This window comes from Streptomyces sp. NRRL S-455, from assembly GCF_000717875.1.
GTDB lineage: Bacteria > Actinomycetota > Actinomycetes > Streptomycetales > Streptomycetaceae > Streptomyces.
In genome coordinates, this window is record NZ_JOCT01000020.1 from 1 (window position 1) to 12,374 (window position 12,374).

12 protein-coding genes are annotated in these 12,374 nt (G+C 70.2%); 6 read left to right on the plus strand and 6 right to left on the minus strand.

Annotation, left to right across the window (positions count from 1 at the left end):
- Positions 1-216 precede the first annotated feature (216 nt).
- Both IE97_RS0124635 and IE97_RS0124640 read left to right on the plus strand, forming a co-directional pair.
- Positions 217-765 carry an RNA polymerase sigma factor gene (locus tag IE97_RS0124635; RefSeq protein WP_030244570.1) on the plus strand — a complete coding sequence of 183 codons (549 nt, stop codon included), beginning with the start codon at positions 217-219 and terminating at the stop codon, positions 763-765.
- Positions 758-1,756 (plus strand): CU044_5270 family protein, encoded by a 999-nt coding sequence (locus tag IE97_RS0124640; RefSeq protein WP_030244572.1) that lies wholly within the window; start codon positions 758-760, stop codon positions 1,754-1,756. Before IE97_RS0124635 ends, IE97_RS0124640 begins: the two co-directional genes overlap by 8 nt.
- Before the next feature lie 121 nt (positions 1,757-1,877).
- Here the strand turns inward: IE97_RS0124640 and IE97_RS0124650 are convergent, their stop codons facing one another.
- Positions 1,878-2,240 carry a nuclear transport factor 2 family protein gene (locus IE97_RS0124650; RefSeq protein ID WP_030244575.1) on the minus strand — a complete coding sequence of 121 codons (363 nt, stop codon included), beginning with the start codon at positions 2,238-2,240 and terminating at the stop codon, positions 1,878-1,880.
- A gap of 137 nt (positions 2,241-2,377) precedes the next feature.
- Entirely contained in the window at positions 2,378-4,132 is a 1,755-nt protein-coding gene (locus IE97_RS0124655; protein WP_030244577.1) for an ABC transporter ATP-binding protein, read from the minus strand.
- A gap of 181 nt (positions 4,133-4,313) precedes the next feature.
- Between IE97_RS0124655 and IE97_RS0124660 the strand changes: the two genes are divergently transcribed.
- The 4 genes from IE97_RS0124660 to IE97_RS0124675 all read left to right on the plus strand — a co-directional run bounded on the left by IE97_RS0124660 (position 4,314) and on the right by IE97_RS0124675 (position 7,850).
- The gene (locus tag IE97_RS0124660) at positions 4,314-5,399 is read left to right on the plus strand and encodes an S-(hydroxymethyl)mycothiol dehydrogenase (RefSeq protein WP_030244580.1); all 1,086 of its coding nucleotides are present in this window, start codon (positions 4,314-4,316) and stop codon (positions 5,397-5,399) included.
- Positions 5,399-6,028: an MBL fold metallo-hydrolase gene (locus IE97_RS0124665; RefSeq protein WP_030244583.1), complete on the plus strand. Its 630-nt coding sequence runs from the start codon at positions 5,399-5,401 to the stop codon at positions 6,026-6,028. The genes IE97_RS0124660 and IE97_RS0124665 overlap by 1 nt, the downstream gene beginning before the upstream one ends.
- Positions 6,029-6,118: 90 nt before the next feature.
- Positions 6,119-7,033 (plus strand): SDR family oxidoreductase, encoded by a 915-nt coding sequence (locus tag IE97_RS0124670; RefSeq protein ID WP_030244585.1) that lies wholly within the window; start codon positions 6,119-6,121, stop codon positions 7,031-7,033.
- Between the two features lie 121 nt (positions 7,034-7,154).
- Positions 7,155-7,850: a L,D-transpeptidase family protein gene (locus tag IE97_RS0124675; RefSeq protein WP_030244588.1), complete on the plus strand. Its 696-nt coding sequence runs from the start codon at positions 7,155-7,157 to the stop codon at positions 7,848-7,850.
- 26 nt (positions 7,851-7,876) lie between these two features.
- On the opposite strand, the gene IE97_RS0124680 is transcribed toward IE97_RS0124675, so the two are convergent.
- From IE97_RS0124680 to IE97_RS0124695, 4 genes are read right to left on the minus strand one after another with little or no spacing between them, the layout of a single operon-like run.
- Entirely contained in the window at positions 7,877-9,076 is a 1,200-nt protein-coding gene (locus IE97_RS0124680) for a Gfo/Idh/MocA family protein (protein ID WP_030244590.1), read from the minus strand.
- A gap of 29 nt (positions 9,077-9,105) precedes the next feature.
- On the minus strand, positions 9,106-10,449 hold the full coding sequence (locus IE97_RS0124685; protein WP_030244593.1) for an ABC transporter substrate-binding protein: 1,344 nt from the start codon (positions 10,447-10,449) through the stop codon (positions 9,106-9,108).
- 10 nt (positions 10,450-10,459) lie between these two features.
- Positions 10,460-11,377: a carbohydrate ABC transporter permease gene (locus IE97_RS0124690; RefSeq protein ID WP_030244596.1), complete on the minus strand. Its 918-nt coding sequence runs from the start codon at positions 11,375-11,377 to the stop codon at positions 10,460-10,462.
- 18 nt (positions 11,378-11,395) lie between these two features.
- A complete protein-coding gene (locus tag IE97_RS0124695; RefSeq protein ID WP_030244599.1) occupies positions 11,396-12,361 on the minus strand; it encodes a carbohydrate ABC transporter permease in 966 nt (321 codons plus the stop codon).
- Positions 12,362-12,374: the final 13 nt, after the last annotated feature.

The following is a 12,374-nucleotide window of genomic DNA, read 5'->3' on the forward strand; positions in this document are numbered from 1 at the left end:
CATGAACAGCGCCATCACGCCACCGATGACGAAGAACGCGAACGACGTCACCAGGTACAGCGTGCCGATCGTCTTGTGGTCCGTGGTCGTCAGCCACTTCAGGTGCCTCATGCCCCGCCTGTGTCCGCGCCCCGCCCGGACGTCACACTGCACCGATGCGACGAGCGTCACGAAACCGGATGTGACGATCGAGAAGGTGCCGGACACGAACGGGACATGAGCAACGACGAGATCTTCGCCGCTGCCTACCGCGAGCACTACTGGGCGGTCAGCCGCTATGTCGCACGGCGACTGGACGGGCGGGCCGGCGACGTGGAGGAAGTGGTGGCGGAGGTGTTCACGGTGGCCTGGCGGCGCCGGGCCGACCTGCCGTCCTCCCCGCTGCCCTGGCTGTACGGCGTGGCACGCAACTGCCTGGCCAACGCGGTGCGCGGCCACGGGCGCCGCCGCCGGCTCGTCGACCGGCTCGGCAACGACCACACCGCGCACGGACGGCACATCACGGCGGGCCCCGAGGCCGAGACCCCCGGCGCCTGGGTGCACGAGGCCCTCGCCCGGCTCTCCCCTGCCGACCAGGAGGTGCTGCGTCTGACGGTCTGGGAGGAACTCGGCGTGGACGAGGTCGCCGTCGCTCTCGGCTGCGGCAGGCGGGCCGCGGCCATGCGGCTGCACCGGGCCCGACGCCGCCTCAGGACCGAGATCGACCGCGTGCGTCCCGCGACCGTGGCGGACACTCACCGCGTGAAAGGGGTCGGCCATGGCTGACGAACTCGAACTGCTGCGCAGCGCCAACCCGGTGCCGCCCGACGGTCCCCACTTCGGCGACGGCCCGCTCGACCACGACGCCGAACGCTGGCTCGAGCGACTGCTGCGGGAGCGACCCCCCGGTCGTCCGGCGCGCCGGACGCCGCCCGTCCCCGGCCGGCCCCGCCTCGCCTGGGGGCTCGTCGCCACGGCGGTCGTCGCGGCCCTGGCGCTGACCCTCGTACTGAGCGGTCCGGACACCACGCCGGCGGTCGCCGCACCCCGTCCGCTGGTGGTGCAGACCGGAACCGCCCCTGTCCCCCTGGACCGATTGGCCGAACGCGCCGCACAGGCCGCTGCCGACGGCTCGCCACGGCTGCGCAAGGGCACGCATGTGCGGTCCTGGAGCATGGGTATGTCGGAGGACGAACCCCCCGTCACCGTGCCCGAGGAGCGCATCGTCCGCTGGCGGGCCGACGGCAGCCACACGGAACTCGTCGTGGCCACCGACCCGGAGCATCCGGGCCGCCCGGTCCTCTCCGACGAGGGAGGCGAGCCGCGCCTCGTCGACGACGGGCACGTCATCAGCGACCACACCTACCCGCCGAGCTGGAGCGACGCCCCGCCCCAGTCCCCGCCGCCGAACGACCCAACCCGCCTGCGTGCCTACCTGACGGAGGCTCAGTACACCGACATCCCGCTCACCACGCCCCAACTGCTCGACGCCGTGCGGGAACTCCTCGATCACTGGACCCTCGGCGCCCGGGAGAGCGCGACACTTGCCCGCCTCCTGGCCGGCACCGAGGGGCTGCGGCCCGTGGGCCGGGTGACCGACCGTCTCGGGCGCCACGGTCAGGCGTACGTGTGCGACGGTCCCGGCGCCCGCCGGATGCTGATCATGGACCCGGTCACCGGCGCCGTCCTCGGCCTGGAGACCACCTTCACCACCGCTGAACCCGAGTACGGCGTCAAGCAGGGCGACGTCATGTCGTACAGTGCCTGGCTGCGCTGATCACAGCGGGAGCCCTGACCGCCGGGCGGCGCCCTCCACGGTCCGCTCCAGCAGCGTGGCGATGGCCATCCGGCCGACGCCGCCCGGCACCGGCACCACGATGCCGGCCGTGCGGCTCCCCCTACTCGTCCCAGGCCTGCACCAGGGTCTGTTCGGTGATCTTGCCGTCGCTCAGGGAGAGCATCGACTCGGACAGCACGCGCACACCGTCGGCGTACTCGCAGCTCTCGCTGTAGGCGGCCGCGTCACCCTGGATGACGCACCGCTCCAGCTTGTGCGTCATGTCGCGGCTGTAGACGTCCTCCAGCATCCGGCCGATCTCCTCCCGGCCGTGCAGGACCTTGGGGTGGCTGGGCTGGGTCGTGTGGTCGACGATGCGGAACTCCGCGTCGTCCGCGTAGAGCGACAGCAGGATCTCCGGGTGCTCTTCCAGGCCCCGGCGGAGCGTCTCTCTGTCGAAGGCAGGGTCTGCCGCGGTTCCCATGATGACCTCCTCCGTACGAGCGCGACCCGGTCGGCAGCGGGCCGCGAGGAGCCTTACTCCTCGAGCCTCCTCCCACCCGGCGGGCACGGCAAGCGCAGCCGGAGTACCGAGTCCCGCCCGTGTCCTCACGCCGTGGTTCAGTCCGCCGCGGCCAGGAACTGGGTCGCCGCCAGTTCCGCGTAGAGCGGGTCGGAGGTCACGAGTTCCCGGTGGGTGCCGACCGCCCGGACGCGACCGGCGTCCATCACCACGATCCGGTCGGCCGTCGTCACCGTGGACAGCCGGTGCGCCACCACGAGGACCGTCGTCGTCCGCGCCACGTCCGCGACGGTGTCGCGCAGCGCCGCCTCGTTGACCGCGTCCAGCTGCGAGGTCGCCTCGTCGAGGAGCAGCAGCCGTGGCCGTCGCAGCAGGGCGCGGGCGATGGCGACGCGCTGCCGTTCCCCGCCCGACAGCTTGGTGCCGCGATGCCCGACGAGCGTGTCGAGGCCGCCGGGCAGGCGGGCGACCAGGCCGTCGAGCCGGGTCGTCTTCAGCACCCGCGCCACAGCGTCCTCGTCCGCCTCCGCGTTGCCCAGCAGCAGGTTGTCCCGCAGGGAACCCGACAGGACCGGCGCGTCCTGCTCCACGTAGCCGATCGCGGCCCGCAGCCGGGACAGCTCCCAGTCGGCCAGATCGATCCCGTCGAGCGTGATCACGCCGGAGTCGGGGTCGTAGAACCGCTCGATCAGCGAGAAGACGGTGGTCTTGCCCGCTCCGGACGGACCCACGAACGCCGTCATGCCCTGCGCGGGCACGGCGAACGTCACACCGTGGTGGACGTACGGTAGGTCGTCGGCGTAGCGGAAACGGACGTCGTCGAAAGCGACGGCGGCGGGCTGCGCGCCGGGGGAGGGGAGGGGGACCGACGTGGACACCGGTTCGGCGGGCAGGCGCAGCGCCTCCTGGATGCGGGTGAGGGCCGCGGCGCCCGTCTGGTACTGCGTGACGGCGCCGACGACCTGCTGTATCGGCGACATCAGGTAGAAGACGTACAGCAGGAACGCGACCAGCGTGCCCACGTCGACAGCGCCCGTCGCCACCCGTGCGCCGCCCACCGCGAGCACCGTGATGAAGGCGGTCTGCATGGCCAGCCCCGCCGTGTTGCCCGCGGCCGCCGACCACTTGGCGGCCCGCACGCTCTGCCGCCACGACTCCTTCGCCGCCTCGTGCAGCGTGCGCTCCTCCCGGTGCTCGGCACCGGAGGCCTTCACGGTGCGCAGGGCGCCGAGGATCCGCTCCAGAGAGGCCCCCATGGCGCCGACCGCGTCCTGCGCCTGCCGGCTCGCCCTGTTGATGCGCGGCACGATCACCCCCAGGATCACGCCCGCGCCCAGGACGACGGCCAGGGTGACACCCAGCAGCACGGCGTCCACCAGGCCCATCATCACCACGGTCGCGACGAGCGTGAGGCCGCCCGTGCCCAGACCGACCAGCGACTGGGTGGTGACCTGGCGCAGCAGGGTGGTGTCCGACGTGATGCGGGCCATCAGGTCCCCGGGTTCGCTGCGGTCCACGGCCGTGATCCGCAGCCGCAGCAGATACGACGACAGGGCGCGCCGCGCGCCGAGCACCACCGACTCGGCGGTGCGCTGCAGCACGAACGAACCCAGCGCGCCCACCGCCGCGTTGGCCATCACCAGCGCCGACATCGCCAGCAGCGCGCCGGTGATGGCCCGGTCGTGCGACAGATCGTCGATCAGGCCCCGCGCCACGAGCGGCAGCAGCAGCCCGGTCGCCCCGGTCACCAGCGAGAGCACGGCACCGGCGAGCAGCGACCAGCGGTGCGGCCGTACGTATCCGAGGAGCAGCCGCCAGGGGGGTGTGGCCGTCTCCGTCTCTGCGATGCTCACATGGCTCCTTCGGCGTCGGGCGGAAGGCTCAGGCTACGGGGGCCGCGGGGTGCGGCGCCCGTGCTTCTCTCCGGCGCGACCTGGTGAGACACGTGGCGCAGGTGCCCGAACCGTATCCCTCGCCGATCAGTCGCGCGTAGGGTCGGAAAGGACGGGATCCCCGCCGGACGAAGGAGTCAGCATGGCGCAGGAAGTACGTGGTGTGATCGCACCCGGCAAGGACGAGACGGTGCGGATCGAGACCATCGTCGTGCCCGACCCCGGTCCGGGGGAGGCGGTCGTGCGCGTCCAGGCCTGCGGGGTGTGCCACACGGACCTGCACTACAAGCAGGGCGGCATCAACGACGACTTCCCCTTCCTGCTCGGCCACGAGGCCGCGGGCGTCGTCGAGGCGGTCGGCGACGGCGTCACCGACGTCGGGCCCGGTGACTTCGTGATCCTCAACTGGCGTGCGGTGTGCGGCAAGTGCCGCGCCTGTCTGCGCGGGCGGCCCTGGTACTGCTTCGACACCCACAACGCGAAGCAGCGGATGACCCTCACCGACGGCACCGAGCTGTCCCCGGCCCTCGGTATCGGCGCCTTCGCCGAGAAGACGCTGGTCGCCGCCGGGCAGTGCACCAAGGTCGACCCGGCCGTGGCCCCGCAGGTGGCCGGGCTGCTCGGCTGCGGCGTCATGGCCGGCATCGGCGCCGCGATCAACACCGGCGACGTCGGCCGCGGCGACTCGGTCGCCGTCATCGGCTGCGGCGGTGTCGGCGACGCGGCCATCGCCGGATCGCGCCTGGCCGGGGCCGCGACGATCATCGCCGTCGACGTCGACGACCGCAAGCTCGAGAAGGCGCGCACCATGGGCGCCACCCACACCGTCAACTCGCGCGAGACCGACCCGGTCGAGGCGATCCGGGAACTGACCGGCGGATTCGGCGCCGACGTCGTCATCGAGGCCGTCGGCCGCCCGGAGACCTACCGGCAGGCCTTCTACGCCCGTGACCTGGCCGGCACGGTCGTCCTCGTCGGTGTGCCCACGCCCGAGATGAAGCTCGAACTGCCGCTGCTGGACGTCTTCGGCCGCGGCGGAGCCCTCAAGTCGAGCTGGTACGGCGACTGCCTGCCCTCCCGTGACTTCCCCATGCTGATCGACCTGCACCTGCAAGGGCGCCTGGACCTGGGCGCGTTCGTCACCGAGACCATCCAGCTCGACGAGGTGGAGAAGGCGTTCGAGCGCATGCACCACGGCGACGTCCTGCGCTCGGTGGTGGTGCTGTGATGGCCGCCCGCATCGAACACCTCGTCACCTCCGGCCAGTTCAGCCTCGACGGCGGCACCTGGGACGTCGAGAACAACGTGTGGATCGTCGGCGACGACCACGAGGCGATCGTCATCGACGCCGCCCACGACGCCGACGCCATCGCCGAGGCCCTCGGGGACCGCCGGCTGACGGCCATCGTGTGCACCCACGCCCACAACGACCACATCGACGCCGCCCCCGCCCTCGCCGAGCGCACCGGGGCCCCCGTCTGGCTCCACCACGACGACCTGCCGCTGTGGAAGCAGACCCACCCGGACCGGGAGCCCGACGCCTGGCTGGTCGACGGCCGGACGATCGAGGCCGGCGGCGCCGCCCTGCGGGTCCTGCACACCCCCGGGCACGCGCCCGGCGCGGTATGTCTGTACGACCCAGGCCTCGCCACCGTCTTCACCGGGGACACCCTCTTCCAGGGCGGCCCCGGCGCCACCGGCCGCTCTTTCTCGCACTTCCCCACCATCATCGACTCGATCCGCGACCGGCTGCTCACCCTGCCGCCGGAGACGAAGGTCCTCACCGGCCACGGGGACGCCACGACCATCGGCGCGGAGGCCCCGCAGCTGGAGGAATGGATCGCCCGGGGCCACTGACCGCGTGTCGCCGGAAAAAGGCGACAGGAGATGTCCGGCTTACCCGTGATCCTTGGGGCGACAAGCAGCCAACGGCACGGGAGGCCGGACATGTCAGCTCCACTGAAGGGCAAGGTCGCACTGGTCGCCGGAGCGACCCGGGGCGCCGGACGCGGGATCGCCGTCGAACTCGGCGCGGCCGGCGCCACGGTCTACGTCACCGGCCGCACCACACGCGCCCGCCGCTCGGAGTACGACCGGCCCGAGACCATCGAGGACACCGCCGACCTGGTCACCGAGGCAGGCGGCCGGGGCGTCGCGGTCCCCACCGACCACCTCGACCCGGCCCAGGTCCGCGCCCTCGTGAACCGCATCGCCGACGAACAGGGCCGCCTCGACGTCCTCGTCAACGACATCTGGGGCGGCGAGAAGCTCTTCGCGTGGGACACCCCGCTCTGGGAGCACGACCTGGACAACGGCCTGCGCCTGCTCAGGCTCGCGGTGGAGACGCACGCCATCACCAGCCACCACGCCCTGCCCCTGCTGCTGCGCACCCCCGGCGGCCTGGTCGTCGAGGTCACCGACGGCACCGCCGACTACAACGGCGGCAACTACCGCGTGAGCTTCTTCTACGACCTGGCCAAGGCCTCCGTCCTGCGCATGGCCTTCTCCCTCGGCCACGAACTCGGCCCGCGCGGCGCCACCGCCGTGGCCCTCACTCCGGGCTGGATGCGCTCGGAGATCATGCTGGACGCCTTCGGCGTACGCGAGGAGAACTGGCGCGACGCCCTCGACAAGGTGCCTCACTTCGCCATCTCGGAGACTCCGCGCTACGTCGGCCGGGCCGTGGCCGCGCTCGCCGGCGACCCGGACGTGGCGCGCTGGAACGGACAGTCCCTCTCCAGCGGCGGCCTCGCCCGGACGTACGGCTTCACCGACCTGGACGGCAGCCGCCCGGACGCCTGGCGGTACCTCGTCGAGGTCCAGGACGCCGGCAAGCCGGCCGACACGGCCGGCTACCGCTGAGAGGGAAGTGTCACCGTTTCGTCGCAGACAGCGACTTCGTACAACCAACCCCGGCGCTCGCCCGTCTAGCTGGCAGGGATCGCAGACCATGTGACCACTTCCGCGAAGGGGCATGACAGCCATGGGGGACGTACGCAGACGGGGCGCCGTCGCACTGGGGATCACCGGACTGGTGGCACCGCTCACCCTCGCGCTCGGCGCCTCGCCGGCGCAGGCCGCGAGCTGCACCACCCAGACCGGCCCGTACCAGAAGCAGGTGGAGAAGTTCCTGGGCCGTCCGGTCGACGGCAAGCAGTCCGCCGCGGACTGCAAGGTGATCCGCGCCTTCCAGACCAAGCACGGAATCTCCCCGAACGCCGGCTACGCCGGACCTGTCACCTGGGGCGTGATGGACCTGATGCAGAAGCAGAAGGCCGTCGGCAAGAACCCCAACAAGGACGGCAAGTGCCCGGTGAACAAGGGCCGGATCGCCTGCGTGAACCTGACCCTCCAGCTGAGCTGGATCCAGGACGGCGAGAAGCTCGTGTACGGTCCCGTCCCGGTCCGCACGGGCCGCGACGGCGACGAGACCCGCACCGGCCTGAAGAAGATCTACTGGCGCAACATCGACCACGTCTCGTCGATCTACGACGTGCCGATGCCCTACGCCCAGTTCTTCGACGGCGGCCAGGCCTTCCACCAGGCCGGCGTCAGCATGTGGAACCCGCCCGGCTCGCGCGGTTGCGTCAACATGACCAAGACCGACGCCAAGAAGTACTGGTCGCTGCTGAAGAAGGGCGACGACGTCTTCGTGTACGGCCGCAAGCCGGGCACCTGATCCCAGGTACCCGGCCCGCACCGGCCTTACAGGGGCGCGTCCCCGAAGTCCGGGATCTCCAGCCGCACCCCACCCTGCCGCGCGGACTCGTGCGCGATGATGCCCGGCAGGGTGTAGCGGGCGGCCACCCACGCGTTCACCGACGGCAGGGTGCGCGTGTTGACGGCGGTCACGAAGTCGTCCACCAGGAAGTGGTGGCTGCCCTCGTGGCCGTTGTGCAGGTTGTCGAACTCCCGCGGCAGCCGTGCCCGGTCGTGCACGGGAGCGGACCCGGAGGTGAACGCGGCCCGCAGCTCCGGCGCGATGTGTTGGAGCGACGGGTCGTCGGGAGCCATGGTGGGCTTGGGCTCCAGCAGTTCGCTGATGTCCTTCACACCCTGCCTGTCCTGCCACAGGGCGACCGTGGCGAGCTGCTCCATACTCGCCTCGGTCCCGAAGAAGCGGAAACGCGACTCCCGTATGTGCGAGGGGTAGCCGACCCGCCGGAACTCGTTGGTACGGAACGAACCGCCTCCCGCCACCTCGAACAGCGCGGTGGCGTTGGAGAAGTCGTTGCCGAACTGGCTGACCTCCTTGTCGAAGACCCCGTCGCCCCGGTCGTCGACGACACCGATCGCCGACACGCTGACGGCGTGCGTCCGCCAGGCGCCCAGCACCCCGCCGACCGCGTGCGTCGGGTACAGCAGCGGGGGATAGCTGGCGGTCGCCTTCCAGTTGTCGCCGCCGCTGTACTGGTACGCCTCGTAGAACCCGAGGTCCATGTCGTGGACGTAGTCGCCCTCGGCGTAGAACAGCCGCCCGAAGGCGCCCTCGGCGATCTGGTTGCGGGCGTGGACCGTGGCCGGGTTGTACTCGCTGGTCTCGCCCATCATGTACGTGAGACCCGTGGCCTTGACGGCGTCGATGATCGCCGCGATCTCCTCCGTGCTGATCGCCATCGGGACCGCGGAGTACACGTGCTTGCCGGCGTTGAGACCCTGGAGCACCAGCGGCCCGTGCGTCCAGCGCTGTGTGAAGATCGCGACCGCGTCGACCTCCTCCGACTCCAGCATGGCCTGGTACGACGGGAAGGTGCCCGCCAGCCCCTGGGAGGCGACGAGTTGTTCGGCCCTCTCGGGCAGCAGGTCGGTGACATGGACGTCGCTGACGCCGGGGTGGGCCTGGAACAGCGTGGCGAACTGGCCGGAGAACTGGCCGGCGCCGACGATGCCGAGCGAGAACGTCATGAAATGCGTGCCCTTCACTAATCGGGGGATCACTGAGAGAGGATCAGGTTGATCTGCTCGTTGGTCTGGTCGAGGCTGCTGACCGGCTTGCCGTTGCCGTAGATGTCCTCCATCGCCGGCTGCATGAGCGCCGTCATGTCCGCCGAGTAACTGGCGATCGGATACGAGAACGTCCGGAAGTTCTTCTTGTCGGCCACGGGATCGGTGAAGGACGAGACGTCGATGCTCTTCCTGCGGTAGGCGGCGACGGCGGCCTCGGTCCCGGCCTTCGTCGCGGGGAAGACGACGCCGTACCTGCCGACGACGGTCTGGCACTTGTCCGAGGCCAGGTACGCCACCCACTTCTTGGCGCCCGCCTTGTTCTTGGAGGCCTTGGTGACGGAGTCGGCGAGGCCGTTCATCATGGTGGCGCGCTTGCCGGTCGGGCCGGCCGGCGTCAGGGCGGTCTTGATGTCCTTGCCCTTGAAGCCCGTGTAGGTGGAGATCATCCAGGCCCCGTCGAACGCGGTGGCCGCCTTGCCCGCGGCGATCTGCGTGTTCTGCTGGTTGGACTGGATGTTGTAGTCGGACAGGGGCGGCATGTAGCCCTTCTCGGCCAGTCCGAAGTACCACTGGATGACCGACTGGAAGGTCTTGCTGTCGTACTGGTACTTCGTGCCCCAGCGGGGCTTGTCCAGGTAGTTCCACCCGGCGGAGGCGGCGAAGTTGCTCCACTGGGTCTGGCCGTCACCGAAGCCGCCGCCACCCGTGGCCAGGCCGTACACCTTGACGTTGTTCTTGTCGAAGCCCGGCTCGTCGCCCCGCTTGCCGTTCCGGTCGACGGTCAGGCGGGCGATGGCCTTCTCGAAGGTGCCGCCGTCCTCGGGATTCCAGGAGAGGTCGTTGAGCTGCTCGGCGCTGAGACCGGCCTCCTCGGCCATCTTCGAGTTGTAGAACAGCGCGACGGTGTCCCAGTCCTTCGGGGCGCCGTAGCGGTGGCCGTCCTTCCCGACCCAGTTGGCGGCGAGGCCCGGCTGGTAGTCCGAGTCCTTGATGCCGAGGTCGTCGAGCGGTTCGAGGACCTTCAGATCGGAGAACTGGCCGAAGTACTGGATGTGGTCGGTGAACACGTCCGGCTGGGTGCCCGCGATGAACCCGGCGGTGAGCTTGGTCCAGTAGTCGCTCCAGCCCAACTGCGTGATCCTGACCTTCAGCCCGGGGTTCTCCTTCTCGAACCCCTTGGCGCAGGCCTGGTAGGCGGGCAGCTGGTTGGCGTCCCACAGCCAGTACGTGACCGTGTTCGCGGAGGAGCCGGCGGCGCCTCCTTGGGCGCATCCGCTGACCAGGGACAGCGCCAGCGCTCCGGTCGCCGCGACGAGCGTACGAATTCGCATCACAGTCCCCTTACTTGATCCCGGTGAAGCCGATGGAGCTGACGATGCGGCGCGCGAAGCAGGCGAACAGCACCAGCATCGGCAGCGCGGCGATCAGCGTCGCCGCCATGAGCCCGGACCAGTCGACGCCGGTCGCCGGGGTCTGCGCCCGGAAGATCGCCAACGCCACGGTCAGCACCCGCGAGCTGTCGCTGTAGGAGACCATCAGCGGCCAGAAGTAGTCGTTCCAGGAGGTGATGTACGTCAGCACGCCCAGCGTGACGATCGGCGTCGACGCCATCGGGAGCACCACCCGGAAGAAGATCTTGGTCTTCCCGGCGCCGTCGAGCAGCGCGGCCTCCTCGACCTCCCGGGGGATGTTCATGAAGAACTGCCGCAGGAAGAACACCGCGAACGGGGTCATGAACAGGGTGGGCAGGGCGATGCCGAGGAGCGTGTCCACCAGGTGGAGCTGTTTGATGAGCACGAAGTTCGGCAGCAGTGTGAAGATGGCCGGCACCATCATCCCGGCGAGGAACAGGCCGAACACCTTGTCCCGCCCGCGCCAGCGCAGCCGGGAGAAGGCGTACGCGGCCATCGCGGAGAAGAAGAGCTGGCATCCGGTGATCAGGGTGGAGACCAGCACCGAGTTGAGCAGATAGCGCCAGAAGTCGAGCCCGCCGCCCGCGCCGCCCTGTGCGACGGCCTCCTCGGCCGACTGCAGGCCCAGGGCACGTTCGAAGCCGCTCGTGGTGAGGTCCACGGGCAGCGGGTTGGTCGGGTCGGCGTTCAGTCCCGCGTTGGTGGAGAGCGCGGTGCGCAGGATCCAGTAGAACGGCAGCAGGGTGATGAGGACGATCAGTCCCATCACGGTCCAGGCGGCGGCCCGTCCGAAGGGGAATCCGCGCCGCACCGGTCGTGCGGTCGTCGTGGTCGTCACGGTAGCCATGGCGGTGTCTCCCTTCCGTCAGCCGAGGTCGGTCCGGCCGGCCCTGGTGAGCCGGTACTGGAGGACGGTGATCGCGCTCAGCACGACCAGCAGGGCCACCGACATGGCCGAGGCGTAGCCGAACTGGAAGCGCCCGAAGGCCGAGCCGTAGATGTAGTACTGCAGCACGTTGGTGGCGTTGGCCGGACCGCCCGCGGTGGTCACGGCCACGGTGTCGAACACCTGGAACGACCCGATCACCGTCATGATCAGCACGACCGCCAGCACCGGCCGCAGCAGCGGCATGGTGATCCGCCAGAACATCCGCCACTCGCTCGCGCCGTCCACCCTGGCCGCCTCGTACATGTCGTTCGGGATCGCCTGGAGACCGGCGAACAGCAGCAGCGCGGTGTAGCCGACGTGGCGCCACACGTTGATGAGCGCGATCGTCGGAATCGCCCAGGTCTCGTCGGCGAGGAAGGGGATGCGGTCGGCGCCGAGGGCGCTGATGATCTCGTTGCCGATGCCGAGCTGGGTGTCGAGGACCCAGAGCCAGACGAGACCGGCCACGACGTTCGACATCAGGTACGGCGTGAGCACGATCCCGCGCAGCACGGCCGACTGGGTCAGCCGCTGCAGCAGCACGGCGATCGCGAGCGCCGAGACCGTCTGCACACCGATGTTGATGACGACGTACTCGACCGTGACCCACAGCGAGCCCCAGAAAATGGGGTCGTTGACCATGCGGACGTAGTTGTCCAGGCCCACCCACTCCGCCGGCGTCAGCAGGTTGAACCGGGTGAAGCTCAGGTAGATGCCCCGCAGGGTCGGCCAGAGCAGGAAGACCACGAAGCCGAGCAGCGCCGGCGCGATGAAGATCGCGGCAAGCCGCCCGTCCCCCTGGTTCTCACGCGTCTCGGTCCGTCCTGTCATGGGTTTGCTGAGTGCCTCCGCGGCGCCGCCCGCGGGCAGACGCGATGGAGGGCTGCTGGAGGCGATGGTCATCGGGAGACTCCCT

What these genes read in the sequence shown, in the direction of transcription:
- IE97_RS0124635 (WP_030244570.1), top strand. Translation starts at nt 217, where the DNA reads ATGAGCAACGACGAGATCTTCGCCGCTGCCTACCGCGAGCACTACTGG.
- IE97_RS0124640 (WP_030244572.1), top strand. Translation starts at nt 758, where the DNA reads ATGGCTGACGAACTCGAACTGCTGCGCAGCGCCAACCCGGTGCCGCCC.
- IE97_RS0124650 (WP_030244575.1), bottom strand. Translation starts at nt 2,240, where the DNA reads ATGGGAACCGCGGCAGACCCTGCCTTCGACAGAGAGACGCTCCGCCGG.
- IE97_RS0124660 (WP_030244580.1), top strand. Translation starts at nt 4,314, where the DNA reads ATGGCGCAGGAAGTACGTGGTGTGATCGCACCCGGCAAGGACGAGACG.
- IE97_RS0124665 (WP_030244583.1), top strand. Translation starts at nt 5,399, where the DNA reads ATGGCCGCCCGCATCGAACACCTCGTCACCTCCGGCCAGTTCAGCCTC.
- IE97_RS0124670 (WP_030244585.1), top strand. Translation starts at nt 6,119, where the DNA reads ATGTCAGCTCCACTGAAGGGCAAGGTCGCACTGGTCGCCGGAGCGACC.
- IE97_RS0124675 (WP_030244588.1), top strand. Translation starts at nt 7,155, where the DNA reads ATGGGGGACGTACGCAGACGGGGCGCCGTCGCACTGGGGATCACCGGA.
- IE97_RS0124680 (WP_030244590.1), bottom strand. Translation starts at nt 9,076, where the DNA reads ATGACGTTCTCGCTCGGCATCGTCGGCGCCGGCCAGTTCTCCGGCCAG.
- IE97_RS0124685 (WP_030244593.1), bottom strand. Translation starts at nt 10,449, where the DNA reads ATGCGAATTCGTACGCTCGTCGCGGCGACCGGAGCGCTGGCGCTGTCC.
- IE97_RS0124690 (WP_030244596.1), bottom strand. Translation starts at nt 11,377, where the DNA reads ATGGCTACCGTGACGACCACGACGACCGCACGACCGGTGCGGCGCGGA.
- IE97_RS0124695 (WP_030244599.1), bottom strand. Translation starts at nt 12,361, where the DNA reads ATGACCATCGCCTCCAGCAGCCCTCCATCGCGTCTGCCCGCGGGCGGC.